At 73.2% G+C, this 24,237-nt stretch carries 18 protein-coding genes and 3 pseudogenes; 5 read left to right on the top strand and 16 right to left on the bottom strand.

Going from position 1 to position 24,237, the window contains the following annotated elements; genetic code table 11:
• Positions 1-68: 68 nt before the first annotated feature.
• The 7 genes and pseudogenes from ACIQZO_RS32085 to ACIQZO_RS32055 all read right to left on the bottom strand — a co-directional run bounded on the left by ACIQZO_RS32085 (position 69) and on the right by ACIQZO_RS32055 (position 8,658).
• Positions 69-1,106, bottom strand: coding sequence for an LCP family protein (locus ACIQZO_RS32085; protein ID WP_403632966.1), 1,038 nt, complete (start codon positions 1,104-1,106; stop codon positions 69-71).
• A gap of 91 nt (positions 1,107-1,197) precedes the next feature.
• Complete coding sequence (locus tag ACIQZO_RS32080; RefSeq protein WP_403632963.1) at positions 1,198-3,336, bottom strand: 3-hydroxyacyl-CoA dehydrogenase NAD-binding domain-containing protein; 2,139 nt, start codon at positions 3,334-3,336, stop codon at positions 1,198-1,200.
• Positions 3,333-4,559 (bottom strand): thiolase family protein, encoded by a 1,227-nt coding sequence (locus ACIQZO_RS32075; RefSeq protein ID WP_403632960.1) that lies wholly within the window; start codon positions 4,557-4,559, stop codon positions 3,333-3,335. The genes ACIQZO_RS32080 and ACIQZO_RS32075 overlap by 4 nt, the downstream gene beginning before the upstream one ends.
• Before the next feature lie 199 nt (positions 4,560-4,758).
• Positions 4,759-5,466: pseudogene (locus tag ACIQZO_RS32070) on the bottom strand (ferritin-like domain-containing protein); the annotation flags it as partial.
• Positions 5,467-5,604: 138 nt separating this feature from the next.
• Positions 5,605-6,888 (bottom strand): HRDC domain-containing protein, encoded by a 1,284-nt coding sequence (locus ACIQZO_RS32065; protein WP_403632957.1) that lies wholly within the window; start codon positions 6,886-6,888, stop codon positions 5,605-5,607.
• A 161-nt stretch (positions 6,889-7,049) separates the two neighbouring features.
• Positions 7,050-7,712 carry a response regulator transcription factor gene (locus tag ACIQZO_RS32060; RefSeq protein ID WP_365616641.1) on the bottom strand — a complete coding sequence of 221 codons (663 nt, stop codon included), beginning with the start codon at positions 7,710-7,712 and terminating at the stop codon, positions 7,050-7,052.
• A gap of 289 nt (positions 7,713-8,001) precedes the next feature.
• Complete coding sequence (locus tag ACIQZO_RS32055; RefSeq protein WP_403632954.1) at positions 8,002-8,658, bottom strand: DUF3000 domain-containing protein; 657 nt, start codon at positions 8,656-8,658, stop codon at positions 8,002-8,004.
• A 91-nt stretch (positions 8,659-8,749) separates the two neighbouring features.
• Between ACIQZO_RS32055 and hemE the strand changes: the two genes are divergently transcribed.
• Positions 8,750-9,814, top strand: coding sequence for a uroporphyrinogen decarboxylase (hemE, locus tag ACIQZO_RS32050; protein ID WP_403632951.1), 1,065 nt, complete (start codon positions 8,750-8,752; stop codon positions 9,812-9,814).
• Positions 9,815-9,901: 87 nt separating this feature from the next.
• Positions 9,902-10,267 (top strand): annotated as a pseudogene (locus ACIQZO_RS32045) (lipase); the annotation flags it as partial.
• Between the two features lie 98 nt (positions 10,268-10,365).
• Here the strand turns inward: ACIQZO_RS32045 and ACIQZO_RS32040 are convergent.
• Together ACIQZO_RS32040 and ACIQZO_RS32035 are read right to left on the bottom strand one after the other, a co-directional pair.
• Positions 10,366-11,745, bottom strand: a complete 1,380-nt coding sequence (locus ACIQZO_RS32040; protein ID WP_403632949.1) for an FAD-dependent oxidoreductase — start codon at positions 11,743-11,745, stop codon at positions 10,366-10,368.
• 59 nt (positions 11,746-11,804) lie between these two features.
• Entirely contained in the window at positions 11,805-12,800 is a 996-nt protein-coding gene (locus ACIQZO_RS32035) for a DUF4349 domain-containing protein (RefSeq protein WP_403632946.1), read from the bottom strand.
• A 154-nt stretch (positions 12,801-12,954) separates the two neighbouring features.
• Between ACIQZO_RS32035 and hemG the strand changes: the two genes are divergently transcribed.
• Positions 12,955-14,439 (top strand): protoporphyrinogen oxidase, encoded by a 1,485-nt coding sequence (hemG, locus tag ACIQZO_RS32030; protein ID WP_403633165.1) that lies wholly within the window; start codon positions 12,955-12,957, stop codon positions 14,437-14,439.
• Between the two features lie 4 nt (positions 14,440-14,443).
• Complete coding sequence (hemQ, locus tag ACIQZO_RS32025) at positions 14,444-15,166, top strand: hydrogen peroxide-dependent heme synthase (RefSeq protein WP_403632944.1); 723 nt, start codon at positions 14,444-14,446, stop codon at positions 15,164-15,166.
• 129 nt (positions 15,167-15,295) lie between these two features.
• Here hemQ and ACIQZO_RS32020 read toward each other — a convergent pair.
• The 4 genes and pseudogenes from ACIQZO_RS32020 to ACIQZO_RS32005 form a co-directional block, all read right to left on the bottom strand.
• Positions 15,296-16,339: pseudogene (locus ACIQZO_RS32020) on the bottom strand (alpha/beta hydrolase); the annotation flags it as partial.
• Between the two features lie 52 nt (positions 16,340-16,391).
• Positions 16,392-17,435: a TIGR04222 domain-containing membrane protein gene (locus ACIQZO_RS32015; RefSeq protein WP_403632941.1), complete on the bottom strand. Its 1,044-nt coding sequence runs from the start codon at positions 17,433-17,435 to the stop codon at positions 16,392-16,394.
• On the bottom strand, positions 17,432-18,748 hold the full coding sequence (locus ACIQZO_RS32010) for a DUF692 domain-containing protein (RefSeq protein ID WP_403632939.1): 1,317 nt from the start codon (positions 18,746-18,748) through the stop codon (positions 17,432-17,434). Before ACIQZO_RS32010 ends, ACIQZO_RS32015 begins: the two co-directional genes overlap by 4 nt.
• 118 nt (positions 18,749-18,866) lie before the next feature.
• The gene (locus tag ACIQZO_RS32005; RefSeq protein ID WP_403632936.1) at positions 18,867-19,619 is read right to left on the bottom strand and encodes an aminoacyl-tRNA hydrolase; all 753 of its coding nucleotides are present in this window, start codon (positions 19,617-19,619) and stop codon (positions 18,867-18,869) included.
• 71 nt (positions 19,620-19,690) lie between these two features.
• On the opposite strand from ACIQZO_RS32005, the gene ACIQZO_RS32000 reads away from it, so the two are divergent.
• Positions 19,691-20,365, top strand: coding sequence for an AIM24 family protein (locus ACIQZO_RS32000; protein ID WP_403632933.1), 675 nt, complete (start codon positions 19,691-19,693; stop codon positions 20,363-20,365).
• Positions 20,366-20,464: 99 nt separating this feature from the next.
• On the opposite strand, the gene ACIQZO_RS31995 is transcribed toward ACIQZO_RS32000, so the two are convergent.
• The 3 genes from ACIQZO_RS31995 to ACIQZO_RS31985 are packed head-to-tail and all read right to left on the bottom strand — an operon-like array spanning position 20,465 to position 24,059.
• Positions 20,465-21,451 carry a TolB family protein gene (locus ACIQZO_RS31995; protein WP_403632930.1) on the bottom strand — a complete coding sequence of 329 codons (987 nt, stop codon included), beginning with the start codon at positions 21,449-21,451 and terminating at the stop codon, positions 20,465-20,467.
• Positions 21,448-22,710: an MFS transporter gene (locus tag ACIQZO_RS31990; RefSeq protein ID WP_403632927.1), complete on the bottom strand. Its 1,263-nt coding sequence runs from the start codon at positions 22,708-22,710 to the stop codon at positions 21,448-21,450. Before ACIQZO_RS31990 ends, ACIQZO_RS31995 begins: the two co-directional genes overlap by 4 nt.
• Complete coding sequence (locus ACIQZO_RS31985) at positions 22,710-24,059, bottom strand: discoidin domain-containing protein (protein ID WP_403632924.1); 1,350 nt, start codon at positions 24,057-24,059, stop codon at positions 22,710-22,712. The genes ACIQZO_RS31990 and ACIQZO_RS31985 overlap by 1 nt, the downstream gene beginning before the upstream one ends.
• Positions 24,060-24,237 lie beyond the last annotated feature (178 nt).

Genomic DNA, 24,237 nt, shown 5'->3' with positions numbered 1-24,237 from the left:
CAGCGGGCCCGTACGGGAGAGATCCCCGTACGGGCCCGCTGCGTCGTGCGTGCGGCGCGGCCGCGGGCTCAGCCCTTGGCGGGGGAGTCCTTCGCCGAGGCCGGCACCTTCTGGTCGTTGCGCAGGGCCTCCCACAGCTGGGTCGCCTGCGGCTCGGCCACGACCACGCGGTTCGGGTCCACCTTGTCGTAGGCGACCGGGAGCATGAGCGTCTCCATCGTGTCCGGGTCGACGCCCTTCATGCTCTGCGCGAAGTCGGACAGCGAGGTGAGCGAGGCGAGGTCGGAGTCGGTGGTCAGCGACTTGGTCCCGGCGTCCGCGAGCTTGTACAGCCGCGCCGGGTTGCCGAGGGCGTCCTGCTTCTTGATCTCGGACAGCATCGCCATCATGAACTGCTGCTGCAGGCCGATGCGCCCGAGGTCGCTGCCGTCGCCGTAGCCGTAGCGGGTACGGACGAACTTGAGCGAGTCGGTGCCGTTCAGCCGGTGCGTGCCCGCGTCCAGCTTCAGGCCGCCCTTGGCGCCGCTCATCGGCTTGTCCAGGGTGACGGTGACCCCGCCCAGCGCGTCGACCAGGCCCTTGAAGCCGGCGAAGTCCACCTCGACGAAGTGGTCCACGCGGACACCGGACAGCTGCTCCACCGTGTTGACCACGCAGGCCGGGCCGGCGAGCGAGTAGACGGAGTTGAACATGACCCGCTTGGCGGACGGCACGGTCTTGCCGTTCTTGTCCTTGCACTCGGGCCGGGTGATCAGGGTGTCGCGGGGGATGCTCACCGCGGTCGCCTTGGCCCGGCCCTCGGGTATGTGCACCAGCATCGCGGTGTCCGAGCGGGCGCCACTGACATCACCGTGGTCGAGATCGGCATTGGCGCCGGCGCGCGAGTCGGAGCCGAGCACCAGGATGTTCTGCGCGTTCGCGACGACCTTCGCGGGCCGGTTGTCACCGATCGCCTGGTCCAGGTCGACGCTGTCGATGTTGGAGTTGAGGTGGCTGTAGGTCCACCAGCCGGCCCCGGCCGTGCCCAGGATCAGCACGGCGACCAGCAGCAGAGTGATCCGCAGAATGCGGCGGCGGGGCCTGGGCCGCGCGTGCTTTTCCGTCATGGGGGTGAATCTTAGACAGGTATTCGAACGGCTGTGGCCCGCCCCCCGGAGGGGGCGGGCCGAGCCGCTGTACGGCTGTCCGCGACCGGTACTAGACCGGCACGCTCGCCAGGCCGGGGGCGAGGAACTTCTTGCCGTTGACGCGCTCCGAGACGCCTTCACGGTCCAGGTACGGCGTCACGCCGCCCAGGTGGAAGGGCCAGCCGGCGCCCGTGATGAGGCAGAGGTCGATGTCCTGGGCCTCGGCCACGACACCCTCCTCCAGCATCAGGCCGATCTCCTGCGCCACCGCGTCCAGGACGCGGTCGCGGACCTGCTCCTCGGTCAGGACGACGTCGCCCTGCACGAGGAGGGCGGCGACCTCGGGGTCCAGCTCCGGCTTGAAGTCGTTCTCGGCGGAGTAGACGTAGAAGCCGCGCTTGCCGGCCTTGACCACCGCGGCCAGGTTCGGGGAGACGGTGAACCGCTCCGGGAAGGCGCGGTTGAGGGTCTCGGAGACGTGCAGACCGATCGCCGGGCCCACGAGCTCCAGCAGCACCAGCGGGGACATCGGCAGGCCGAGCGGCTCGATGGCCTTCTCCGCCGTGACGACCGGGGTGCCCTCGTCGATGACGTTCTGGATCTCGCCCATGAAGCGGGTGAGGATGCGGTTCACGACGAACGCCGGGGCGTCCTTGGTGAGGACCGCGGTCTTCTTCAGCTTGCGCGCGACACCGAAGGCCGTGGCCAGCGAGGCGTCGTCGGTCTGCTCACCGCGGACGATCTCCAGCAGCGGGAGGATCGCGACCGGGTTGAAGAAGTGGAAGCCGACCACGCGCTCCGGGTGCTGGAGCTTCGAGGCCATTTCCGACACCGACAGAGAGGAGGTGTTGGTGGCGAGGATCGCGTGCGCCGGGGCGACCGCCTCGACCTCCGCGAACACCTTCTGCTTGACGGACATCTCCTCGAACACGGCCTCGATGATGAAGTCCGCGTCCGCGAAGCCCTCGGCCTTGTCCAGGACACCGCTCACCAGGCCGGTCAGGCGGTTGGCCTTGTCCTGGTTGATGCGGCCCTTGCCGAGCAGCTTCTGGATCTCGGCGTGGACGTAGCCCACACCCTTGTCCACGCGCTCCTGGTCGATGTCGGTGAGGACCACCGGCACCTCCAGGCGGCGCAGGAAGAGCAGCGCCAGCTGCGAGGCCATCAGACCCGCGCCGACGACGCCGACCTTGGTGACCGGACGGGCCAGGGACTTGTCCGGGGCACCGGCCGGGCGCTTGGCGCGCTTCTGGACCAGGTTGAAGGCGTAGATGCCCGAGCGCAGCTCGTCGCCCATGATGAGGTCGGCCAGGGCCGTGTCCTCGGCGTCGAAGCCGGCCTGCAGGTCGCCCGACTTGGCCGCGGCGATGATGTCCAGCGCGCGGTAGGCGGCCGGAGCGGCGCCGTGCACCTTGGAGTCCGCGATGAAGCGGCCCTTGGCGACGGCCGCGTCCCAGGCCTCGCCGCGGTCGATCTCGTCACGGACGACCTCGGTGGTGCCGTTCAGGACGTTCGCGGTCCACAGGAGCGACTGCTCCAGGAAGTCCGCACCCTCGAACAGCGCGTCCGCGATGCCCAGGTCGAAGACCTGCTTGCCGCGCAGCTGCTTGTTCTGGTTGAGCGAGTTCTCGATGATCACCGAGATCGCGCGCTCGGCGCCGATCAGGTTCGGCAGGATGGCGCAGCCGCCCCAGCCGGGAACCAGGCCGAGGAAGACCTCGGGCAGTGAGAAGGCCGGGATGGCCTTCGAGACGGTGCGGTAGGTGCAGTGCAGACCGACCTCGACGCCGCCGCCCATGGCCGCGCCGTTGTAGTACGCGAAGGTCGGGACCGCCAGCGCCGAGAGGCGCTTGAAGACGTCGTGGCCGCCCTTGCCGATGGCGAGCGCCTCGTCGTGCTTCTTCAGCAGCTCGACGCCCTTGAGGTCGGCGCCGACCGCGAAGATGAACGGCTTGCCGGTGATGCCAGCGCCGATGATGGAGCCCGCGAGGGCCTCCTGCTCGACCTGGTCGATCGCCGCGTTCAGGTTGGCGAGCGACTGCGGGCCGAAGGTGGTCGGCTTGGTGTGGTCGAAGCCGTTGTCCAGCGTGATGAGCGCGAAGCGCCCGGCGCCGAACGGCAGGTCCAGGTGGCGGACGTGCGCGGACGTGACGACCTCGTCCGGGAACAGCTCGGCAGCGCCCTTCAGGAGCTCAGCGGTGGTGCTCACTTGGAGTCTCCCTCGGCGTTGAAGTTCGGGTTCTCCCAGATGACCGTGGCGCCCATGCCGAAGCCGACGCACATGGTGGTCAGGCCGTAGCGGACGTGCGGCTGCTCCTCGAACTGACGGGCCAGCTGCGTCATCAGGCGCACGCCGGAGGAGGCCAGCGGGTGACCGAAGGCGATGGCGCCGCCGTACTGGTTCACGCGGGCGTCGTCGTCGGCGATGCCGTAGTGCTCCAGGAACGCGAGGACCTGGACCGCGAAGGCCTCGTTGACCTCGAAGAGGCCGATGTCCTCGATCGTGAGGCCGGCCTGGGCCAGGGCCTTCTCGGTGGCCGGGATCGGGCCGTAGCCCATGACCTCGGGCTCGACACCCGCGAAGGAGTACGCGACCAGGCGCATCTTGACCGGGAGGTTGTTCTCCCGGGCGAAGTCCTCGGACGCGATGATCGCGGCGGTGGCACCGTCGTTGAGACCGGCGGCGTTGCCCGCGGTCACGTTGCCGTGCACACGGAACGGGGTCTTCAGGCCGGCCAGGTTCTCCAGCGTGGTGCCCGGGCGCATCGGCTCGTCGGTGGTGACCAGGCCCCAGCCCGTCTCACCGGCCGCCTCGTTGGTGTTGCGCACCGAGATCGGGACCAGGTCCTGCTGGATCTTGCCGTCGGCGTACGCCTTGGCGGCCTTCTCCTGCGAGCGCACGGCGTACTCGTCGGCGCGGAGCTTGGTGATCGTCGGGTACCGGTCGTGCAGGTTCTCGGCGGTCATGCCCATGAACAGGGCGGACTCGTCGACCAGCTTCTCGGAGACGAAGCGCGGGTTCGGGTCCACGCCCTCGCCCATGGGGTGACGGCCCATGTGCTCGACACCGCCGGCGAGGGCGACGTCGTACGCACCGAAGGCCACGCCGCCCGCGACGGCGGTCACGGCGGTCAGCGCGCCGGCGCACATGCGGTCGATCGAGTAGCCCGGGACGGACTGCGGGAGGCCCGCGAGAATGCCGGCCGTGCGGCCCAGCGTGAGGCCCTGGTCGCCGATCTGCGTGGTCGCGGCGATGGCGACCTCGTCGATCTTCTTGGGGTCCAGGTCCGGGTTGCGGCGCAGCAGCTCCCGGATCGCCTTCACGACGAGGTCGTCGGCGCGGGTCCCGTTGTAGATGCCCTTCGGGCCCGCCTTGCCGAACGGGGTGCGGACGCCGTCGACGAAGACGACGTCCCTGACGGTACGAGGCACGTTGGCTCTCCTCCAGGTGCGGGTGTGCACTGCTGCGCGCGGGGGCGTCTCGGCGTAAGTCGCTGAGCGCCCGCTCACCCGACCATGCTACTTGCGGGTAACCAATGTGCACACCCCCTCCCGGAGGAGCGGCGAAGGTCACACTCCCGCGGGAGCTCCGCGCCGGGCCGCGCGCCTCACACGCCGGCGGGGCCGGCTTCGGCGGGGGCGGTGCGCATCGCCCCGCCAGGGGGCCGGAGGAGCGGATCACGTCCGCGGTGAACCTGCGACGCGGGACGCCCAAGTGGCGCAGCGCCGGGCCGTGATCCGCGGCGACGACCACGGCCGCCCCCGCGAGCAGGACCCGCCAGGCCGCCGTGGCGCCCCGGCGGACGGGCGCCGGGAGGGGCGCCACTCCCTCGCGCAGCCGCAGGCAGTGGAAGGGCGCGTGCCGTTCCTCGTCCGACAGGATCCGCCCCGCCACCTCCGCGACCAGCGGATCGGGGGCGCCGTCGCGCACCGCCCGGTAGTACCGCAGGGCCACCACCTCCGCGACCATCAGCACCAGCAGCTCGACCCGCAGCCCGAGGAGCCTGCGCAGCCGTACGAAGGCCGTGTCGCTCCAGTGCCCGGACAGGGTGCCGGCGCCCCCGGCCGCCAGCAGCAGCGCCAGCGTCCGCGCGTGGTTCTGTTCCTCCGCGACGAAGAGTCGTACCGCCTCGGCGTACACCGGATCCCCGGCCCGGTCCGCCTTTGCGATCAGCTCGGCGCCGTCCCCGTCCTCACCGACCTGGAACCGCTGCAGGCTGCGGACGAGCGCCGGATCCAGTGCCGCGCCCCGGCTCCAGGAGGGATCGCCCACGGCGGCGCGACGCTCCCGCTCGGCCTCGAAGTCCCGTACCCACGCCTCGTATCCCGGATTGATCATGTTCAAAAATCTAGTGAGGTTTGAGCGTGTTCAAAAGATGTCCGGGCGGGCTGTACCGAAACCGGGACAGTCCCTCCCGCGGACGCGTGAGAGCCCCCGGCCGTGATCGGTCGGGGGCTCTCGTCGCCAGGGGGCACGTCAGTCGGTGGCGGCCAGGGCCGTGACCAGCGCCGGGGTCACCAGTTCGACCTGCCAGGGCCGGGCGCCGTAGCCCGCCAGGGCCTGCGACACCACGTCCGCGGTCAGCCGCTGCGGCGGCTCCCAGCAGACCCGGCGGACCGTGTCCGGGGTGATCAGGTTCTCCTGCGGCAGGTTGAGCTCCTCGGCCAGTGCCGAGACGGCGGTACGGGCCGCCGACAGCCGGGCCGCGGCCGCCGGGTCCTTGTCCACCCAGGAGCGCGGCGGCGGCGGACCGGCCGGGGTGGCCCCGGGCTGCGGCAGCTCGCTCTCGGGCAGGGCCTTCGCCCGGTCCACGGCGGCCATCCACTGGTCCAGCTGGCGCCGGCCCATCCGCTGCCCGTAGCCGGGCAGGGCGGACAGGGCGTGGGCGTTGGCCGGCAGGGCGAGGGCAGCCTCGACGATCGCGGCGTCGCCCAGCACCTTGCCCGGCGACACGTCGCGCCGCTGCGCGATCCGGTCCCGGGACTCCCACAGTTCGCGTACGACCGCCATCTGCCGACGCCTGCGCACCTTGTGCATGCCGGACGTACGGCGCCACGGGTCCTTGCGCGGCGGGGCGGGCGGGGCGGAGGCGATGGCGTCGAATTCCTGGTGGGCCCATTCGAGCTTGCCCTGCCGGTCCAGCTCCTTCTCCAGCGCGTCCCGCAGGTCCACGAGCAGCTCCACGTCCAGGGCGGCGTAGCGCAGCCAGGGCTCGGGGAGCGGACGGGTCGACCAGTCGACGGCGGAGTGGCCCTTCTCCAGTGCGAAGCCGAGCACGCTCTCGACCATCGCGCCGAGTCCGACCCGGGGGAAGCCGGCGAGGCGGCCGGCCAGCTCGGTGTCGAACAGGGAGGTGGGCGCCATGCCTATTTCGCGCAGGCACGGCAGGTCCTGGGTGGCGGCGTGCAGGATCCATTCGGTGCCGGAGAGGGCTTCGCCCAGTGCGGAGAGGTCGGGGCAGCCCACCGGGTCGATCAGTGCGGACCCCGCACCCTCGCGGCGCAGCTGCACCAGGTAGGCGCGCTGGCCGTAGCGGTATCCGGAGGCCCGTTCGGCGTCGACGGCGACGGGGCCGGTGCCCGCGGCGAAGGCCGCGACCACTTCGGCGAGGGCGTCCGCGTCGGCGACCACCGGGGGAATCCCCTCGCGGGGCTCCAACAGGGGAGTCGGCAGCCCACCGGGCGGAACAACGACGTCGTCCGAGGGGCCGCCCCCGGTGGTGGTGCGCAGGTCTGCTGCGGGATCTTGGGCGTCGGTCACCGGTCAAGGGTATCTGTGTATACGACGCGCCCGTCGCCGGAACGTTCCGTCGACGGGCGCGGGCGGTATGCGGGGCGTTTCCCCGGGGTCCTGCGGGGGTTTCCCGGGAGGTTCCCCCGCGGTCTTTCGGAGGGCGGATATCCGGGGGCCGCGGCTCCCGGTCAGTGGATGATCCCGGTACGCAGTGCCACGGCGACCATTCCGGCGCGGTCACCGGTGCCCAGCTTGCGGGCGATCCGGGCGAGGTGGGACTTGACGGTCAGGGCGGACAGGCCCATCGAGACGCCGATGGCCTTGTTGGACTGGCCCTCCGCGACGAGGCGCAGGACCTCGACCTCGCGGCCGGAGAGCTCGCGGTAGCCGCCCGGGTGGCTCGGGGCACCCGGGGGGCGGCGGTGCATACGGGCGGCGGCAGCGCCGATGGGGGCGGCGCCGGGCCGGGTGGGGAGCCCGATGTTGGTCCGCGTACCGGTGACGACGTAGCCCTTGACTCCGCCCGCGAGGGCGTTGCGCACGGCACCGATGTCGTCGGCGGCGGACAGGGCCAGGCCGTTGGGCCAGCCGGCGGCCCGGGTCTCGGAGAGCAGGGTGAGACCGGAACCGTCGGGCAGGTGTACGTCGGCCACGCAGATGTCGCGCGGGCTGCTGACGCGGGGGCGGGCCTCCGCGATGGACGACGCCTCGATCACGTCACGTACTCCGAGGGCCCACAGATGGCGGGTCACGGTGGAGCGGACGCGCGGGTCGGCCACGACGACCATGGCCGTCGGCTTGTTCGGGCGGTAGGCGACCAGGCTTGCGGGCTGCTCGAGAAGAACGGACACCTAGGCCTCCTGGGGGAGTGGCGGGACGGCCGGCTCGGGGAAGGAAGCCGGTGCGAACCGTGCGGATGGTCACCCACTCCTTCGGCACGTCACCCGCCCGGCTTTAGGGAATGATCACGATTTGGTGAGTAACAATTCGGGCAATTCGGACGCACGATCGATCATCGGTTGATCAGAAGCCCGCAAGGGACGCCGCCTTTCGACAATCCGCCCAGGTCTTCGATCAGTCGTTCTGTGTCGGGCGCCGCTCCGGGCGGCCGTACGGCCCCGCGGCCCCGCGGCCCCGCGGCTACGGGTGGTGCGGACCGCGGCGCTGTGGCAGGGAGACCACACCCGTCGCGGTGTCCGTCGGACCCGCCGGCGGCAGCCCCGCGATCTGGCACAGCAGTTCGCACCATGCCAACAGGTGCGCCGAGGTGTCCGGCACCCCGCCCGCGCCCTCGCGCGGCGTCCACGAGGCCCTGATCTCGATCTGCGTGGCCGGACGCCGCTCGGAGAGCCCGCCGAAGTAGTGCGAGCCCGCCATCGTGACGGTGCCGCTCGCCTCCCCGTACGCCAGCCCGCGCGCCTCCAGTGCCCCGGTCAGCCAGGACCAGCAGACCTCGGGCAGCAGCGGGTCCGCGGCCATCTCCGGCTCCAGCTCGGCCCGTACGAGCGTCACCAGCCGGAAGGTGCCCTGCCAGGCCTCGTGTCCGGCCGGATTGTGGAGCAGGATGAGCCGGCCGTCCGCCAGGTCGTCCTCGCCGTCCACCACCACGGCCTCCAGCGCATAGGCGTGCGGCGCCAGCCTCTGAGGCGGTTTCGTGGAGTCGATCTCGATCCCCGGACGCAGCCGCGCCTTCTGCAAGCCGTCGACCGCCCGCCGGAACGGGAGCGGGACGGAGCTCTCCTTCGCGCTGTCCATACCCTCGGCGCCATCTGAAAATCGTCCCTGAGCCGCAGCCATGCGGGGAAGACTAGGCGGAACGAGCGCCCGTGCGGCGCAGGGACACCCGCGCCGGGTCGGACACTTCTTCATACGTGCGAAGATTTGGGTCGTGAGCGCCAACACCCGCCCCACGGGCCAGCCGAGTCAGACGTACGATTCCGCCTTCCTGAAGGCGTGCCGGCGGGAGCCGGTGCCGCACACCCCGGTGTGGTTCATGCGGCAGGCGGGGCGCTCGCTCCCGGAGTACCGCAAGCTGCGCGAGGGCACGCAGATGCTCGAGTCCTGCATGCGGCCCGACCTGGTCACCGAGATCACGCTGCAGCCGGTGCGCCGCCACAAGGTGGACGCGGCGATCTTCTTCTCCGACATCGTGGTCCCGCTGAAGGCCATCGGCGTCGACCTCGACATCAAGCCGGGCATCGGCCCGGTCGTCGCCCAGCCGATCCGCCGCCGCGAGGACCTCGCACAGCTGCGCGACCTCACCCCGCAGGACGTCTCGTACGTCACCGAGGCGATCGGCATGCTCACGGGTGAACTGGGCTCCACTCCGTTGATCGGATTCGCGGGCGCGCCTTTCACCCTCGCGAGCTACCTGGTCGAGGGCGGTCCCTCCAAGAACCACGAGCACACCAAGGCCCTCATGTACGGGGACCCGCAGCTGTGGGCCGACCTCCTGGACCGCCTCGCCGAGATCACCTCCGCCTTCCTGAAGGTCCAGATCGAGGCCGGCGCCTCCGCCGTCCAGCTCTTCGACTCCTGGGTCGGCGCCCTCGCCCCGGCGGACTACCGCCGCTCGGTGATGCCCGCGTCCGCGAAGGTCCTGGAGTCCGTCGCCTCCTACGGAGTCCCGCGCATCCACTTCGGCGTCGGCACGGGCGAGCTCCTCGGCCTGATGGGCGAGGCCGGCGCCGACGTCATGGGCGTCGACTACCGGGTTCCGCTGGACGAGGCCGTGCGCCGGGTCGGCCCCGGCAAGGCGCTCCAGGGCAACCTGGACCCGGCCGTGCTCTTCTCCACCCCGGAGGCCGTCGAGGCCAAGACGGACGAGGTCCTCGCGGCCGCCGCCGGCCTGGAGGGCCACATCTTCAACCTGGGTCACGGCGTCCTCCCGACGACCGACCCGGACGCGCTGACCCGCCTGGTGGAGCACGTTCACACCCGCACCGCGCGCTGAGCCCGCCGCCCTGCTCCGGGAAGCCGGAACAGGGCGCCGCCCGGTAATGATGTGGCGCACGAGGGGCCCGGTCGGCAGGGTGTGTGCATGAGCCACGAATCCGACCGGATCGCCACGCCCATCACCCCGGACCTCCTGCGCGGGGCCCTGGACCTGGAGCGCACCGAGCACGGGCTGCTGCCGCACCGGCTGCCCGCCCGGGCCCGGGCCCAGTTCACCGACGGAGACCTGGCCACGGTCGAGACGCAGCCCTCCGGCGTACGGCTGGTGTTCCGCACCCGGGCCACCGTCATCGAGCTGGACGCGCTCCGCACGAAGATGGCCTACGACGGCGCCCCGCCGCGCCCCGACGGCCTGTACGACCTGCTGATCGACGGCCTGCCGGCCGGGCAGGCGGGTGTCGGCGGCGGCAACGTCCTCCAGGTGGACATGGCCACCGGCGCCGTGCGGCACGGACTCCACCCGGACGCGGCCGCGCACCGCCGGATGGGCGAACGGTTCGCGGCCCTCGCCTTCGCCGCAGAGGGCCCCTTCGCGCGGCCGACCGGGTCCTAGACCGCCGAGCGGACCGCCGAGACCGCCTTGCGGGCCGCCACCAGGATCGGGTCCCAGACGGGCGAGAACGGCGGGGCGTAGCCCAGGTCCAGGGACACCATCGCGTCCACCGTCATCCCCGCCGTGAGGGCAACCGCCGCGATGTCCACCCGCTTTGCGGCCCCCGCGCCACCGACGATCTGGACCCCGAGGAGGCGGCCCGTGCGGCGTTCCGCCAGCATCTTCACCGTCATCTCCGCCGCACCCGGGTAGTAGCCCGCCGTGTTGGTGGAGGTGATGGTGGCCGTCACGAACCGCAGACCCGCCTCCAGCGCGTCCCGCTCGCGCAGCCCCGTACGGGCGATCTCCAGGTCGCAGACCTTGCTGACCGCCGTGCCGACCACCCCGGGGAAGGTCGCGTAGCCGCCGCCCACGCCCGAGCCGATGACCTGGCCGTGCTTGTTGGCGTGGGTGCCCAGCGGGATGTGCCGGGTGCGGCCCGCGACCAGGTCCAGGACCTCCACGCAGTCGCCGCCCGACCAGATGTTCTCCTGCCCCCGGACCCGCATCGAGAGGTCGGTGAGGATGCCGCCCGAGGGGCCGAGCGGCAGGCCCGCGGCGCGGGCGAGCGCGGTGCGCGGCTCCACACCGATGCCGAGCACGACCACGTCCGCCTCGTACTCCTCACCCGCCGAGGTGGCCACCGCACGGGCCCGGCCCTCCTCGTCGGTGAGGATCTTCGTCACCTCGGCGCGGGAGACCGTACGGATCCCCATGCGGTTCATCGCACTGTGCACCAGGCCGCCCATGTCCGGGTCCAGCGTGGCCATCGGCTGCTCGCCCCGGTGCAGGACGGTGACCTCGTAGCCCCGCTCCACCAGCGCCTCGGCCATCTCCACGCCGATGTAGCCGGCGCCGACCACGACCGCCCGGCGGCCCTCGGTGCGCCGCAGGGTGTCCATCAGGCGCCGGCCGTCGTCCAGGGTCTGGATGCCGTGGACCCCGTGCGCGCCGATCCCGGGGAGCCGGGGGCGGACCGGGCGGGCGCCCGTCGCCAGGACGAGCTTGTCGTAGCCCGTCCAGAACTCGGACCCGGTCTCCAGGTCGCGGGCGCGGACCCGGGACCCGGGCAGGTCGAGCTCCACGACCTCGGTGCGGGTGCGCAGATCGATGTCCCGGGCGCGGTGCTCCTCGGGGGTGCGGGCGATCAGGTCGTCGCGTTCGGCGACCTGCCCGCCGACCCAGTACGGGATCCCGCACGCGGAGTACGAGGTGAAGTGCCCTCGCTCGAAGGCGACGATCTCCAGTTCCGCCGGACCCTTGAGCCTGCGGGCCTGTGACGCGGCGGACATCCCCGCCGCGTCACCGCCGACCACCACCAGTCGTTCCGTCGCCATCGTCCGTACCGCCCCTTCACCACCGTTGGATGGTGAACACGCTACGGCCGAACGCGCGTTCAGTCCTGCACGTCGGCCTCGGTGTCCGGAGCCGTCCGGGCCGCCGGCACCGTCACCCGCTTCGGGACCGGCCCGGACTTCGGCGCCGCCGGACGCCACCGCCGGTACTGCCGGACCAGCAGCGCCACCACCGCGGCCGTCAGCGCGAACGGCAGTACCGCGCCCACCGCCACCGTCAGATAGCGCACGACCTTGGCGAAGACGTCCCAACCGCCGCCCAGCGCCCCCAGGAAGGTGGGCTCCTTCTTCTTCTCCTTCTTCTCCGCCTCCGGCTTCGGGGCGGGCTCCGAGACCTCCAGCGTGATGGTGCCCAGCGAGGTCTGGTCCTTCAGCGCCGTCTGCTGCGCCAGCAGCGACTCCAGGTCGGACTGGCGGCGGGACAGCTCGCTCTCCAGCATCACCACCTCGCTCAGCGCCGAAGCCTTGCCCATCATCTCCCGCACCCGCGCCACGCTGGCCTGCTGCGAGGCGACGCGGCTGCCGATGTCCGCGACCTTCTCGGTGACGTCCTGCGCCTCGACCTTGCGGTGCAGGAGCTTCCCGCTGCCCTCCATGGCACCGAGCACCGCGTCGTAGCGCTCACCCGGCACCCGCAGGGTCAGCGTCGAGGTCATCCGGCCGTCCTCGCCGCGCTTGGTGGTCTCGTTGCCGACGTAGCCGCCCGCTCCGTCGGCGGCCGTGCGGGCCGCCGCCAGTGTCTTCTGGACGTCCTCCGTCTCGATGCCGAGCGTCGCCGTGCGGATGACGTTCGGGCGGACCGCGGCCGGCGGCCGGTTGTTCTTGTCGGCGGTGGAGCCCGCGGCGCCCGCGGACCCGGCCGGCGCCGGGGCCGCCGCGGCGCCCTCCGGGGCCTTGCCGTCGGCGGCGGGCGCCACCGCGGCCTTGTCGTTCGCGGACCCCTGGCCGCTCGCGCCGCAGCCGGTGAGCGCGAGCGCCCCGGCGAGCGAGAGGGCGGCCAGGGCTGCCGCGGAACGGTGTCTGTCGAAGCTGCGCATCGCTGTAAACCCCCGAGGATCGGCTGCTGTTGCCGGTTCGACGTCCAGAGTCCCGTCGCGGGTTTCGAATCCACGGTCCCGGGCCGATCCCGATGCGGTCACGGTCCGGCCTCGGAGATCGATCTGAGACGATGTGTCCATGCACGAAGCGGACATGCGTACGGATCGGCCGGGAGCCTCCCCCGGGCCCAACGGCTCCCGGGGCCACGTCGTCGTCATCGGCGGCGGCATCGCGGGCCTCGCGGCGGCCCACCGGCTGCTCGGCGAAGGCGTCCGCGTCACCCTGCTGGAGGCGGGACCGCGCCTCGGGGGCAAGCTGTACTCCGGTGAGCTCGCCGGGGCCCGCGTCGACCTCGGCGCCGAATCCGTGCTCGCCCGCCGCCCCGAAGCCGTGGCTCTGGCCCGGGCCGTGGGCCTCGGCGAGGCCGTGCAGGCGCCCGCCACCGCCACCGCCCACCTGTGGACCCGCGGCGCCCTGCGGCCGATGCCGCGCGGCCATGTCATGGGCGTCCCCGGCGACCTGGGACCGCTCGCCGCCTCCGGGGTGCTCTCCGCCGAGGGACTGGCCCGCATCGAGGCCGAGCGGACGCTGGCGCCCACCGAGATCGGCGAGGACGTCGCCGTCGGCGAGTACGTCGCGGCCCGCCTCGGCCGCGAGGTCGTCGACCGGCTGGTGGAACCGCTCCTCGGCGGGGTCTACGCGGGCGACGCCTACCGGATCTCCATGCGGGCCGCCGTGCCCCAGCTCTTCGAGGCCGCCCGCACGCACACCCTGCTCGGAGACGGCGTACGCGCACTGCAGCGCCGGGCCCAGGCGGCGCCCCAGCAGGCCGGCCCGGTCTTCGCCGGCATCGACGGCGGCATCGGACGGCTCCCGCTCGCCGTCGCCGAGGCCTGCCGGGCGGCCGGGGCGCGGCTCGTCACCGACGCCCCCGTCCGCGAGGTCCTCCGTACGGCCGAGGGCTGGCGGGTGGTGGCCGGAGCGGAGGTCGTCGAGGCCGACGCCGTGATCCTGGCCACCCCGGCCGGGGCCGCCGCGCGCCTGCTGGACGGGCCCGCGCCGGCCGCGGCCGCCGAGCTGCGCGGCGTCGAGTACGCCTCGATGGCCCTCATCACGATGGCCTTCCGCCGCTCCGACCTGCCGGCCGCCGTCTCCGGCGGCGGCGCCAGCGGATTCCTCGTACCGTCCGTCGACGGCCGGACCATCAAGGCCTCCACCTTCTCCAGCAACAAGTGGGCCTGGGCCGGGGCCGATCCCGAGCTCTTCCTGCTGCGCACCTCGGTGGGCCGTTACGCCGACGAGAGCGACCTGCTGCGCGAGGACGGCGAACTCGTCGACGTCTCCCTCGCCGACCTCGGCGAGGCCGTGGGCCTGGCGGCCCGGCCGGTCGCCTCCACCGTCACCCGCTGGGACGGCGGACTGCCCCAGTACCCGGTCGGCCACCTGGACCGCGTCGCCCGGATCCGCGGCGCCGTCGCGGCCCTGCCGGGCCTCGCGGTGTGCGGCGCGGTCTACGACGGCGTGGGCATTGCGGCCTGTATCGCCAGCGCCGGCAAGGCCGCGGACGCGGTGATCGCCGGGCTCGGTGCGCGTACGGCACCCCTGGCACCGACCACTGATCAGCGCACGGGACAATAGGCACATGACTGCACCAGAGAAGATTCCCAACGCGGGGAAGAAGGCGAAGGACCTCAACGAGGTCATCCGCTACACCCTGTGGTCCGTCTTCAAGCTGAAAGACGTTCTGCCCCGTCTTGAGGCAGACCGCAGTGGTTACGCCGACGAGGTCCAGGAGCTCTTCGACCAGCTGGGCGCCAAGGACATCACCGTCCGCGGCACCTACGACGTCTCCGGCCTGCGCGCCGACGCCGACGTCATGATCTGGTGGCACGCCGAGACGTCGGACGAGCTGCAGACTGCCTACAACCTGTTCCGCCGCACCCAGCTGGGCCGCGCCCTGGAGCCGGTGTGGTCGAACATGGCCCTGCACCGCCCGGCCGAGTTCAACAAGTCGCACATCCCGGCCTTCCTGGCCGACGAGGTGGCGCGCGACTACATCAGCGTGTACCCCTTCGTGCGCAGTTACGACTGGTACCTGCTGCCCGACGAGGACCGCCGCCGTATGCTCGCCGACCACGGCAAGATGGCACGCGGCTACCCCGACGTGCGCGCCAACACCGTCGCCTCCTTCTCGCTGGGCGACTACGAATGGATGCTGGCCTTCGAGGCGGACGAGCTGTACCGCATCGTCGACCTGATGCGTCACCTGCGTGCCTCCGAGGCCCGTATGCACGTCCGTGAAGAGGTGCCCTTCTACACCGGGCGCCGCAAGTCCGTCGCCGATCTGGTCGCCGGGCTCGCCTGATACCTCCCCTGGGGGGAAGGACCGGAGGACGACCACACCGTCAGGTGAGTTCCTCCGGTGGATCGGGAGGCTGGTCCGAAAGACGGCCCCTGCCCCCGAAACGACGCAGCCGGAGATCCCGCCCGGAAGTCAGACGACTGGCGGCAGCAGCGCCCTGCGGGCGCTCGCTGCCCGGTCGTCCAGCGACACCGGTGCGGGCTCCGGATGCGGCGCGCACGTGACGCGCCACCCCGGGGTGGCGCCCGTCAGCAGGTACCGCTCCACGTGACGGTCCACGCAGTCATTGCGTCCGCCGACCACTCCGTGGGAGCCCGCTCCCGTCTCCGTCACCAGCGAAGCCCCGGCACCGAGCCGCCGCTGGAGTTCCAGCGCGCCCGGGTACGGGGTCGCCCCGTCCCGCTCCGCCGCGACCACCAGGGTCGGCGGCAGCGGCTCCGGCTGGGCCCCGACCGGCACCGGCCGCTGCCGCTCGCGCACCGGCCAGGAGGCGCACGGCAGGTTCAGGAAGGCGTTGGCCCAGGTCTCGAAGGGGGCCCCGCGGGCCAGCTCGGTGTGGTCGCGGTCCCAGGTCTCCCAGTCCGCCGGCCACGGGGCGTCATTGCACAGCACCGCCGTGTACACCGCCGTCGCGTTCTCGGCCTCGGCCGCCGCGCCCGGGCCGTGGGCGGGGGCGGCCTGGGCGGTCAGCCGCGCCGGATCGCCCCGCAGGTAGGCCGCGAGGGCCGCCGCCCGGTCCGGCCACACGTCGTCGTAGTACGCGGCCTGGAGGAAGGCGGCCCGGAGTTCGCCGGCGCCGACGACCCCGCCCGCCGGCCTGCGGGCCAGATCCTTGCGGACCCGTGCGTAACTCGCCTGCACGGCCGCGGGGGTGGCGCCGAGGCCGTAGGTGGCGTGGTGCCGGGCCGCCCAGGCGCGGAAGTCGTACCAGCGGCGCTCGAAGCCGGCCGACTGGTCGAGGTTGTTGCGGTACCAGATGCGGCGGGGGTCGGGATCGACCGCCGAGTCGAGGACCATCCGGCGGACGCGGCCCGGGTGCAGGGTGGCGTAGACGGCCCCGAGGTAAGTGCCGTACGAGGCGCCCATGAAGCTCAGTCGCCGCTCGCCGAGCGCGGCCCGCAGGACGTCCAGATCGCGGGCGTTGTTGAGCGTCGGGATCACCGGCGGGTGTCGGCGCCGACGATCCCGTTGCCGCGGATTCCGCCCCCGGTTGCCGTACCCCGGCCGGTCAGGAACTGCTGCCGCAGCTGGAGCTGGACGAGCTGCCGCAGCTCGACGAGCTGCTGCAACTGGAGCCGCTGCTGCTCGAACAGCTGGAGCCGCCGCCGGAGGAGGAACCGCAGCCCGACCCTCCGCCGCAGCCCGACCCCCCACCGCAGCTCGAACCGCCACCGCCACCGCCTCCGCCGCCGTCGCTCCCGGCGCACCAGACGATCGGCAGCACCTCGGCACCGGACCACTGCGCGGAGCTGTCCGTGCCGTGGTTGTGCGAGCCCGTGCGCGACTGGGCCGCGGCCAGCCGGGTACCGCGGGCGGCGGGCACCAACTGCTGGCGCAGGTACGGGTCCCGCAGCCCGCGCAGCCCGAACAGGGCGGTCTGCACGTGCGGCGTCCGGTCGTTCAGGTGGGCGGAGCGGATCGCACGCAGCGCCCGCGCCCCCGCCCGGGTGATCCGGCCCTTCGCCCGGGCCGCGCACACCAGGCCCACGACGATGCCGCCCAGCAGGGCGAACAGCACCTTCACGATGAAGGGCACCCCGGAGCCGGATTCGAGGGCGAGCCCGACGAAGGTCAGCACCATCGACACCGGGAACAGCAGCGCGCACACCAGGGCCTGGACGAATCCCCAGCGCCGCCAGCGGCGCAGACCGGACCCGGGCGGGGCGATCAGCCCGCGGGCGGCCAGGGCGTCCCCGATCTCCTGGACGGCCGGGTCGCACATGGCGGCGTAGCGCACCTGGTAGAGCCATCCCGAGGGCGCCCCCAGGTGCGCCTGGAGGACGGCCCGCTCGGCGGGGTCGGCGGCCCGCGCCCCGGGGCGCACCTGGACGAGGCCCGGACCACCGGCCACGAGGCGGCCGTCCATGAGCATCGCGACGAGCGCGGTGTCCACCACGGCGCCGGGGCCGCCCACCACGAAGGCGGCCTCGGACAGGTCGTGCAGGGCGGGCGCGGGTCCGGCGGGCCCGGAGCGGGACCTGCGGAGCCCGCCGATCAGCAGGACGGAGGAGGCGAGGACGGCGATCCAGATCGCCAGGGCGAGGAGGTTCATGCCGCTCTCCCCGAGAGTGCCCGGGCCCAGCGCACGATCCGGCGCGGCGGCCTGGCGCCGGTGCGGTCCCGCCACCAGGCGGTGAGCCGGCGCCGGGCGGCCGGATCGGCCGGCAGGTCCCGGATCAGCAGGTCCTCGGCGAAGTCCAGCGCGTCCCGGCGGTATCCGGCGGTCATCGGGCGGCCCTTGGCGTAGGAGAGGAAGGCCTCGCGGTACGGGTCCGGGCCGCCCAGGATCGCGGGCAGCTCGGGAGCCAGCCGGGCCACCACATCGGCCCGCTTGGCGGCCAGCGCCCGGGTCTGGACGCGGATCCGCCGACGGTCGAAGCCCTCGGGCACAGGGGTCCCGGCCACCAGCGCCGACAGCAGCGCGGCCTGTCCGAGCGCCACCCGGGTGCGGGCCGACTCCTCGACCGGGCGCGGCCCGGCGGCCGCCGGGCCGGCCGGCCGGCCGGCGGCCGGCTTCACGGGGGCGGCCGGCTTCACGGGGGCGGCGGGCCGCGCCGTCACCACCGCGCGGATCGCGGCCAGTTCTCCCGCGAGCTCCGCCTCCGCCGGGAAGTCGTCGTCCCGCTCCAGCAGGACGCCCGGCGGGTCCACACGGGAGCGCAGCTCGGCCAGTAGGTCGAGCACCACCGGCGGGACCGGGTGCGCGTGGGTGTCGTGCCAGACACCGGCCCGCTCGATCCCGCCCGCCACGTGCACGTACGCCAGTGCCTCCAGCGGGATCGCGTCCAGCACGGCGGCCGGGCCCTCGCCCCGGTTGACCCGGTTGGTGTGCAGATTGGCCACGTCGATGAGCAGCCGGACACCGGTCCGCTCGACCAGCTCCGTGAGGAACTGCCCTTCCGTCAGCTCCTCGCCCGGCCACGAGAACAGCGCGGCGATGTTTTCCAGTGCCAGCGGCACGGGCAGGGCGTCCTGCGCGATCCGTACGTTCTCGCACAGCACGTCCAGCGCGTCGCGGGTACGGGGCACCGGCAACAGGTGCCCGGCCTCCAGTACCGGCGAGGAGGTCCGTACGAAGGCGATGTGCTCGGTGACGAGCGGCGCCCCCAGCGCCACCGCCCGCTCGCCGAGCGCCGCCAGCTTCGCCGGGTCGGGGCGGTCCGCCCCGCCGAGGCCGAGCGAGACCCCGTGCGGCACCACGCGGGTGCCCCGCTCGCGCAGCCGCAGCAAGGACTCGGGCAGGTGGCCGGGGCATACGTTCTCGGCCACCACCTCGACCCAGTCCAGGCCGGACAGCCGCTCGACGGCGTCCGCGATCTCCGGCCGCCAGCCGATGCCCACCCCCAGGTGTGCCATGGGTTTCATGTCCCCTCGCCCCCTCTCGTCGCACCGTGTGCCGGTGTCATGGCCCCGACGGAGTCGCGCCAACCGCAGGAGGGGACGTTCAGAGGAACATTTGAGGTTCCCGCCGACCGGGAACCCTTCAGAGCCGGGCCCGCAGCGCCGGATGGTCGGCGACGACCGTCGCGCTGCCCGGCGCGATCTCGGTGAACCCGGCGTCGCGCACCACCGGCAGCCCGCTCCCGCTCAGTTCCGCCCACCGCTCGCGCGGGGCCGTCCGTACCGCCAGCCGGAAACCGGACTCCTGCCAGGCGGCCCGCTCCGCCCCCGTCAGCTCCCACCACGCCAGCTGCGCCGCGTGCCCGGCCTGCGCCATGGCCTTGCCGGCCGACATGTCGAGACCCGGGTTGAGCCACAGCACGGGCAGGAACGGCTCCGCGACCGGGGCGACCGGCTCCGGGTCGTCCAGATCGGTGCCCGACACCTGGAGCTTGGCCAGTTCCTTCGGCCAGCCGTCGAGGGGCACCGGCGGGAAGACGCGCACCTGCGCCGCGTCCCCCTGGACCGTGACGCCCGGCAGGGTCTCCGCCTTGCGCCACTCCGCCCCGCGCGCCCGCCGGACCACCTTGCGGATCCGGGCGTCCTGCCAGTCGCGGACCGCCTCGGCCCACTCGCCCCCGCCCCGCGCCCGCTCGTCGGTGAGCAGGACCAGCACCGCGCGAGCCGCCGTCTGCAGGGCGTCGGTCCGGGCGGGCGGCTCGGCCTTCTCGATCCGCACCACCAGCGGCAGCACGAACTGCGGCGCCTCGTCGCGGCGTACGTGCTCCTGTCGGAAGGGGCTGTCCGTGCCGACCGCGGGAACCTCGGAGATATCGTCGGTGTGCTGGCTGCTCATCCCGCCAAGGATGCCAGCCTCCACCTTCAGGATGACGCCCCGGGTGGTCGGCCCGGGTGAGGATCGCAGCCATGAAGAGTGATCTTTTCGCGTCCGAGAACCTGGCCCAGGCGGCCGTCGCCCCTGGCATGAGCCTGCAGAACGCCAAGTCGGTGAAGTACAACGTCAACGGTGAAATGCTGGCCCGTCAGGGCTCGATGGTCGCCTTTCGCGGCAACCTCCAGTTCGAGCGCAAGGGGCAGGGCATAGGCGGCATGCTCAAGCGCGCCGTGACGGGCGAGGGCCTCGCGCTGATGTCCGTACGCGGACAGGGCGAGGCCTGGTTCGCCCACCAGGCCGGCAACTGCTTCATCATCGACTTCGAGCCGGGTGACGCCCTCACCATCAACGGCCGCAACGTGCTCTGCTTCGACCCGACGCTGTCCTACGAGATAAAGATGGTCAAGGGCGCCGGTATGACCGGCGGCGGCCTCTTCAACAGCCTCTTCGCCGGCACCGGCAAGCTCGCCGTCGTCTGCGACGGCCACCCGATCATCATCCCGGTCTCCGCACAGGCCCCGGTCTACGTGGACACGGACGCGGTGGTCGGCTGGAGCGCGCAGCTGGAGACCGGCCTGCACCGCTCCCAGTCGGTCGGCTCGATGATCCGCGGCGGATCCGGCGAGGCCGTCCAGCTGAAGCTGAGCGGCGAGGGCTTCGTCATCGTCCGCCCGAGCGAGGTCACCGAGTCGGCGGCCGCGCACTGAACCTGACCGGTGTGGGCCGCCGCTACGGACGGCGGCGCCGGCCCTGGCCGCCGGGGCGGGCACGGCGGCCGTCCTCGTCGCCGCGCGCGGGTCCTGGGCTTAGCGCACGCTCGCGGGGGAGGAGCCGCCCGCGAGGAGGAGGCGGGGCGGGCCCGTGCCGTCCGCCGGAACCGACCAGATGTCGCTCGCGCGGCCGTCCTGTCCGGGCAGGGCGTAGGCGAGGGTCGAGTCGTCGAGCCAGGCGGCCTGGTCGTCGACGCTGTGCGGTTCGGCCAGTGGCCGCTCGCGCATCGTCGCCAGGTCCAGTACGTACAGCCGCCACGGAGCCCGGGGGTCGTCGGAGACCTTCTTCTTGAAGGCGAGGCGTGCGCCGTCCGGGGACAGCGAGGGACACTCGGCGTTCTCCCGCAGCGCCTTCGCCGACCAGGCGCGCAGGTCGCCCTCGACCAGGTGGGTGGCGCCCCGGGTGGAGACGGTGGCGTAGAAGCGGTTGTCGTCGGCCGCGAAGGTCACACCCCAGTAGTTGACGTCGGAGTCGTGGTGGCGGACCCCGTTCAGGGTCAGCGGGATCTGCTCGATCGACTTGATCAGGTAGCCGGTGCGCAGGTCCAGGATCCCCGTCCGGGTGGAGAACGCGGCGGTGTTGTAGGAGTCGCCGGTCGTGAAGGTGGTCCAGGACAGGATCCGGCCCGAGGCGGAGACGCGGGCCCGGTTCGGGATGCCGGGAACGGTCACCCTGCGGACCTCCCGCAGCCCCCGGTCGAGCACGAGGGCCTCGGTACGGGCCGGGACCCCGGGGAGCTTGCGCAGGCACAGCGCGTGGTCCCCGGCGGTGTGGAAGCGGTCGCAGGACGGGCCGCCGGTCACGCGGGGCAGACCCGCGCCGGGTTGGCGCGCGACCCGCCCGCCCGCCGTGTCGCGGAAGTAGAGGCCCGGCTCATCGAGGCGGAAGGAGGCGTCGGCCCGCTGACCGGGCGGCCGTTCGCGGTGCCGCGCGTGCAGTACGTACCCCAGCGAGCCGCCCGCCAGCAGCAGGACCGCGGCGACGGTGAGGACGAGGCGGAGCCGACGGGACAGGGCGTTCACGGGGCCTCCGGTGCGGTCGGGGAAGCGGCGGGCGGGTCGGCGGGCAGGATGCGCGAGGCGGCCGCGAGCGCCGCGCCCAGTACGAGGGCGGCGGCCCAGAGGGCGGGCCGCGGGCCCCAGAGGGTCCAGGCCGCCCCGAATCCGGCGGCCCCCAGCAGCCGGGCCAGCGCCTGGCCGGTCTGCAGCACGGCGAGGCCGCCCGCCCGGCCCGCGGCGGGCACCGCGGGCGCCGCGAGCGCCATCAGGACCCCGTCGGTGGCGGCGTAGAAGCCGCCCAGCAGGGCGAGCACCCCCACGACGGTCGGTGGGGAGACGGGGGCGAGCAGCAGGACGTACGCGCCGAGCAGGGCGCAGTGCCCGACGAGGAAGGCCCTCCGGCGCCCGATGCGGTCGGCGATCCGGCCCGCGGGGACGGCGAGCAGCAGGTAGACGGCGGCGGCCCCGAGGGGAAGCAGCGTGAACAGCGCGGGCGGCAGGTCGAGTCCGCGCAGGAGCAGCAGGTAGAGGAAGGCGTCGCCGATGGTGGCGGCGCCGAGCACAGCCGAGGCGTACAGCACGCGGCGGAAGGCCGGATCGCGCAGGACCGGCGGCCGCGGTGCGGCGGCCCGGGGCGCGGGGCGCGCGGCGGGCCGCCGCACCGCGGCCGGGACGTACACCACGAGCAGGAGCACGCCGAGCAGGCCGGTGCAGAAGCTGACGGCGAACACCGCGTCGTAGGCGTCGGCGGTCGCCCACAGCACGGCGAACGCGGCGAGCGGCCCGAGGAGGGCGCCCGTGGTGTCCATCGTGCGGTGCACGCCGAAGGACCGGCCGAGCGTCTCCGGGGGCCCGCTGAGCGAGATCAGGGCGTCGCGCGGGGCCGTACGGATGCCCTTGCCCAGCCGGTCGGCTGCGAGCGCGGCGGCGATCCCACCCGTGGCGCCCCCGGCGAGGAGCAGACCGAGCCGGGAGAGAGCGGAGAGCAGGTAGCCGGCGCCGGCGACCGCCTTGTGGTGGCCCCGGCGGTCGGCGAGCCGGCCGCCGAGCAGCCGTACGAGTGCGGTGGCGCCGTTGAACATGCCGTCCAGGAAGCCGAACTGGAGGGGGGTCAGGCCGAGGCCCAGGACGAGGTAGAGCGGCAGCACCGCCGTGACCATCTCGGAGGAGACGTCGGTGACGAGGCTGACCGTGCCGAGCGCGAGGACGGTGGCGGGGACGCGCCGCCGGGCCCCTGGGGTGCGGGGCGGCGCGTCCGGGCGGCCGTTGGCGGCCAGGTACATCAGTGGCAGCTGTACTTCGGGCTCGTGTCCTTGACCTGGCCGTCCGTGGCGACGTAGGTCCACCCGTAGCCGGAGTCGGTGAAGTCCAGCTTCACCACGCCGTACGGTCCGCTGATGCGCTTCTGGCTGTTGGGCTGGACCTCCTCGATCGGGTAGGGCTCGGCGCCGCCCATCCCGCCGACGATCTCCACGATCCCGTTGGCCGTCGCCCGGCCCTCGGGGTCCTGCGGGGCGAACCGCTCGTAGTGGTGGTCGTGCCCGTTGAGGACCAGGTCGGCTCCGGCGGCATAGAGGATCTTCCAGACCGGCTTGGAGACCGGGTCGTTGCCGTGCCCGCCGGAGGAGTACAGCGGGTGGTGCCAGTAGGCCGCGACGCACTGCCTGGTGTTGGCGGCGAGGTCGGCCTTCAGCCAGTTGAGCTGGGCTGCCTGGTCGAAGGAATTGGAGTCGAGGGCGACGAAGTGCCAGTTGCCCTCGTCGAAGCTGTAGTAGCTCTTGCCCTGGGGGTAGGCGATGTTCCCGAAGTACGACTTGTACCCGGCGAGCGGGCCGGCCGGGTCGTACGTCTCGTGGTTGCCGGGGACCGGCCGGGTCCGGGACTTGAAGGCGCCCCAGCTCTTGTCGTAGTAGGCGCGGTAGTCGGACAGCCGGGCGTCGTCGTACTGGTTGTCGCCCATCGTCAGATAGAACTTCGGGTCGATCCGCTGGGCGAGCGCGGCCGTCTTCGGGTGCGCGCAGCCGCTGTCGGACGCCGTGCACTGCGCGGCGATGTCCCCCGCGGCGACGACCGTGAAGGAGCCGCCGGGCGGCGGCCCGCCGTCGACGGCGCCGTACACCTCGGCCTCGAAGAGCGAGTAGCCGTAGGAGGTTCCGCGCGCGGTGCCCTGGATGCGCAGGTACCGGCCCTTGCCGGACAGGCCGGTCCAGTCGTCGACGCCGCCGTTGCCGACGGTCTCGGTGGCGAGGGCGGTCCAGGCGGCGCCGTCCGCGGACACCTCGACGCGGTACGCCCGGGCGTAGGCCGCCTCCCAGGTGAGGCGCACCCGCGAGACGGTGGCGAGGGAGCCGAGGTCGACGCGGATCCACTGCGGATCCTTGCCCTCGGCGCTCGCCCAGCGGGTGGCCGGGTCGCCGTCGAAGGCGTTCTTCGCGGGGAGCGAGGAGCTCTCGGTAGAGGATGCGGTGGCCGGCTTGCCGCGCGATATGAGGGGATCGGCGGCGGCCCCGGCCCGGTCGGGCCAGGCCAGGAGCGTCGCGGCGAAGAGCGCGAGTGCGGCGACGCCGGTGAGGAGGAGGGTGCGGAGTCTGCCGCGTAACAGCCGGGGACGAGCGGAGGTGTTCAGGCGCATACCTGGAACTCCCTTCCTTGGAGGGCGGCGAGAGCTGGACACTGGCGCGTGGCGCCGCCCCCCCCCCCCGGGGGGGGGGGGGGGCCCCCGGCGGGGGGGGGGGGGGGGGGGGGGGCGCGCCCCCCCCCGGGGGGGGGGGCCGCCCCGGGGGCCCCCCCCCCCCCCCAAAAAAGGAGGA

The sequence above is a fragment of the Streptomyces sp. NPDC097617 genome (genome assembly GCF_044761485.1).
GTDB lineage: Bacteria > Actinomycetota > Actinomycetes > Streptomycetales > Streptomycetaceae > Streptomyces.
The sequence above is the reverse complement of the archived record's forward strand: the minus strand, read 5'-3'. Positions and strand labels throughout refer to the sequence as shown.

Excerpts from the sequence above, each read along its gene's own strand:
- ACIQZO_RS32085 (WP_403632966.1), bottom strand. The coding sequence starts at position 1,106 with ATGACGGAAAAGCACGCGCGGCCCAGGCCCCGCCGCCGCATTCTGCGG.
- ACIQZO_RS32055 (WP_403632954.1), bottom strand. The coding sequence starts at position 8,658 with ATGGCTGCGGCTCAGGGACGATTTTCAGATGGCGCCGAGGGTATGGAC.
- ACIQZO_RS32040 (WP_403632949.1), bottom strand. The coding sequence starts at position 11,745 with ATGGCGACGGAACGACTGGTGGTGGTCGGCGGTGACGCGGCGGGGATG.
- ACIQZO_RS32035 (WP_403632946.1), bottom strand. The coding sequence starts at position 12,800 with ATGCGCAGCTTCGACAGACACCGTTCCGCGGCAGCCCTGGCCGCCCTC.
- hemG (WP_403633165.1), top strand. The coding sequence starts at position 12,955 with ATGCGTACGGATCGGCCGGGAGCCTCCCCCGGGCCCAACGGCTCCCGG.
- hemQ (WP_403632944.1), top strand. The coding sequence starts at position 14,444 with ATGACTGCACCAGAGAAGATTCCCAACGCGGGGAAGAAGGCGAAGGAC.
- ACIQZO_RS32015 (WP_403632941.1), bottom strand. The coding sequence starts at position 17,435 with ATGAACCTCCTCGCCCTGGCGATCTGGATCGCCGTCCTCGCCTCCTCC.
- ACIQZO_RS32010 (WP_403632939.1), bottom strand. The coding sequence starts at position 18,748 with ATGAAACCCATGGCACACCTGGGGGTGGGCATCGGCTGGCGGCCGGAG.
- ACIQZO_RS32005 (WP_403632936.1), bottom strand. The coding sequence starts at position 19,619 with ATGAGCAGCCAGCACACCGACGATATCTCCGAGGTTCCCGCGGTCGGC.
- ACIQZO_RS32000 (WP_403632933.1), top strand. The coding sequence starts at position 19,691 with ATGAAGAGTGATCTTTTCGCGTCCGAGAACCTGGCCCAGGCGGCCGTC.
- ACIQZO_RS31990 (WP_403632927.1), bottom strand. The coding sequence starts at position 22,710 with ATGTACCTGGCCGCCAACGGCCGCCCGGACGCGCCGCCCCGCACCCCA.
- ACIQZO_RS31985 (WP_403632924.1), bottom strand. The coding sequence starts at position 24,059 with ATGCGCCTGAACACCTCCGCTCGTCCCCGGCTGTTACGCGGCAGACTC.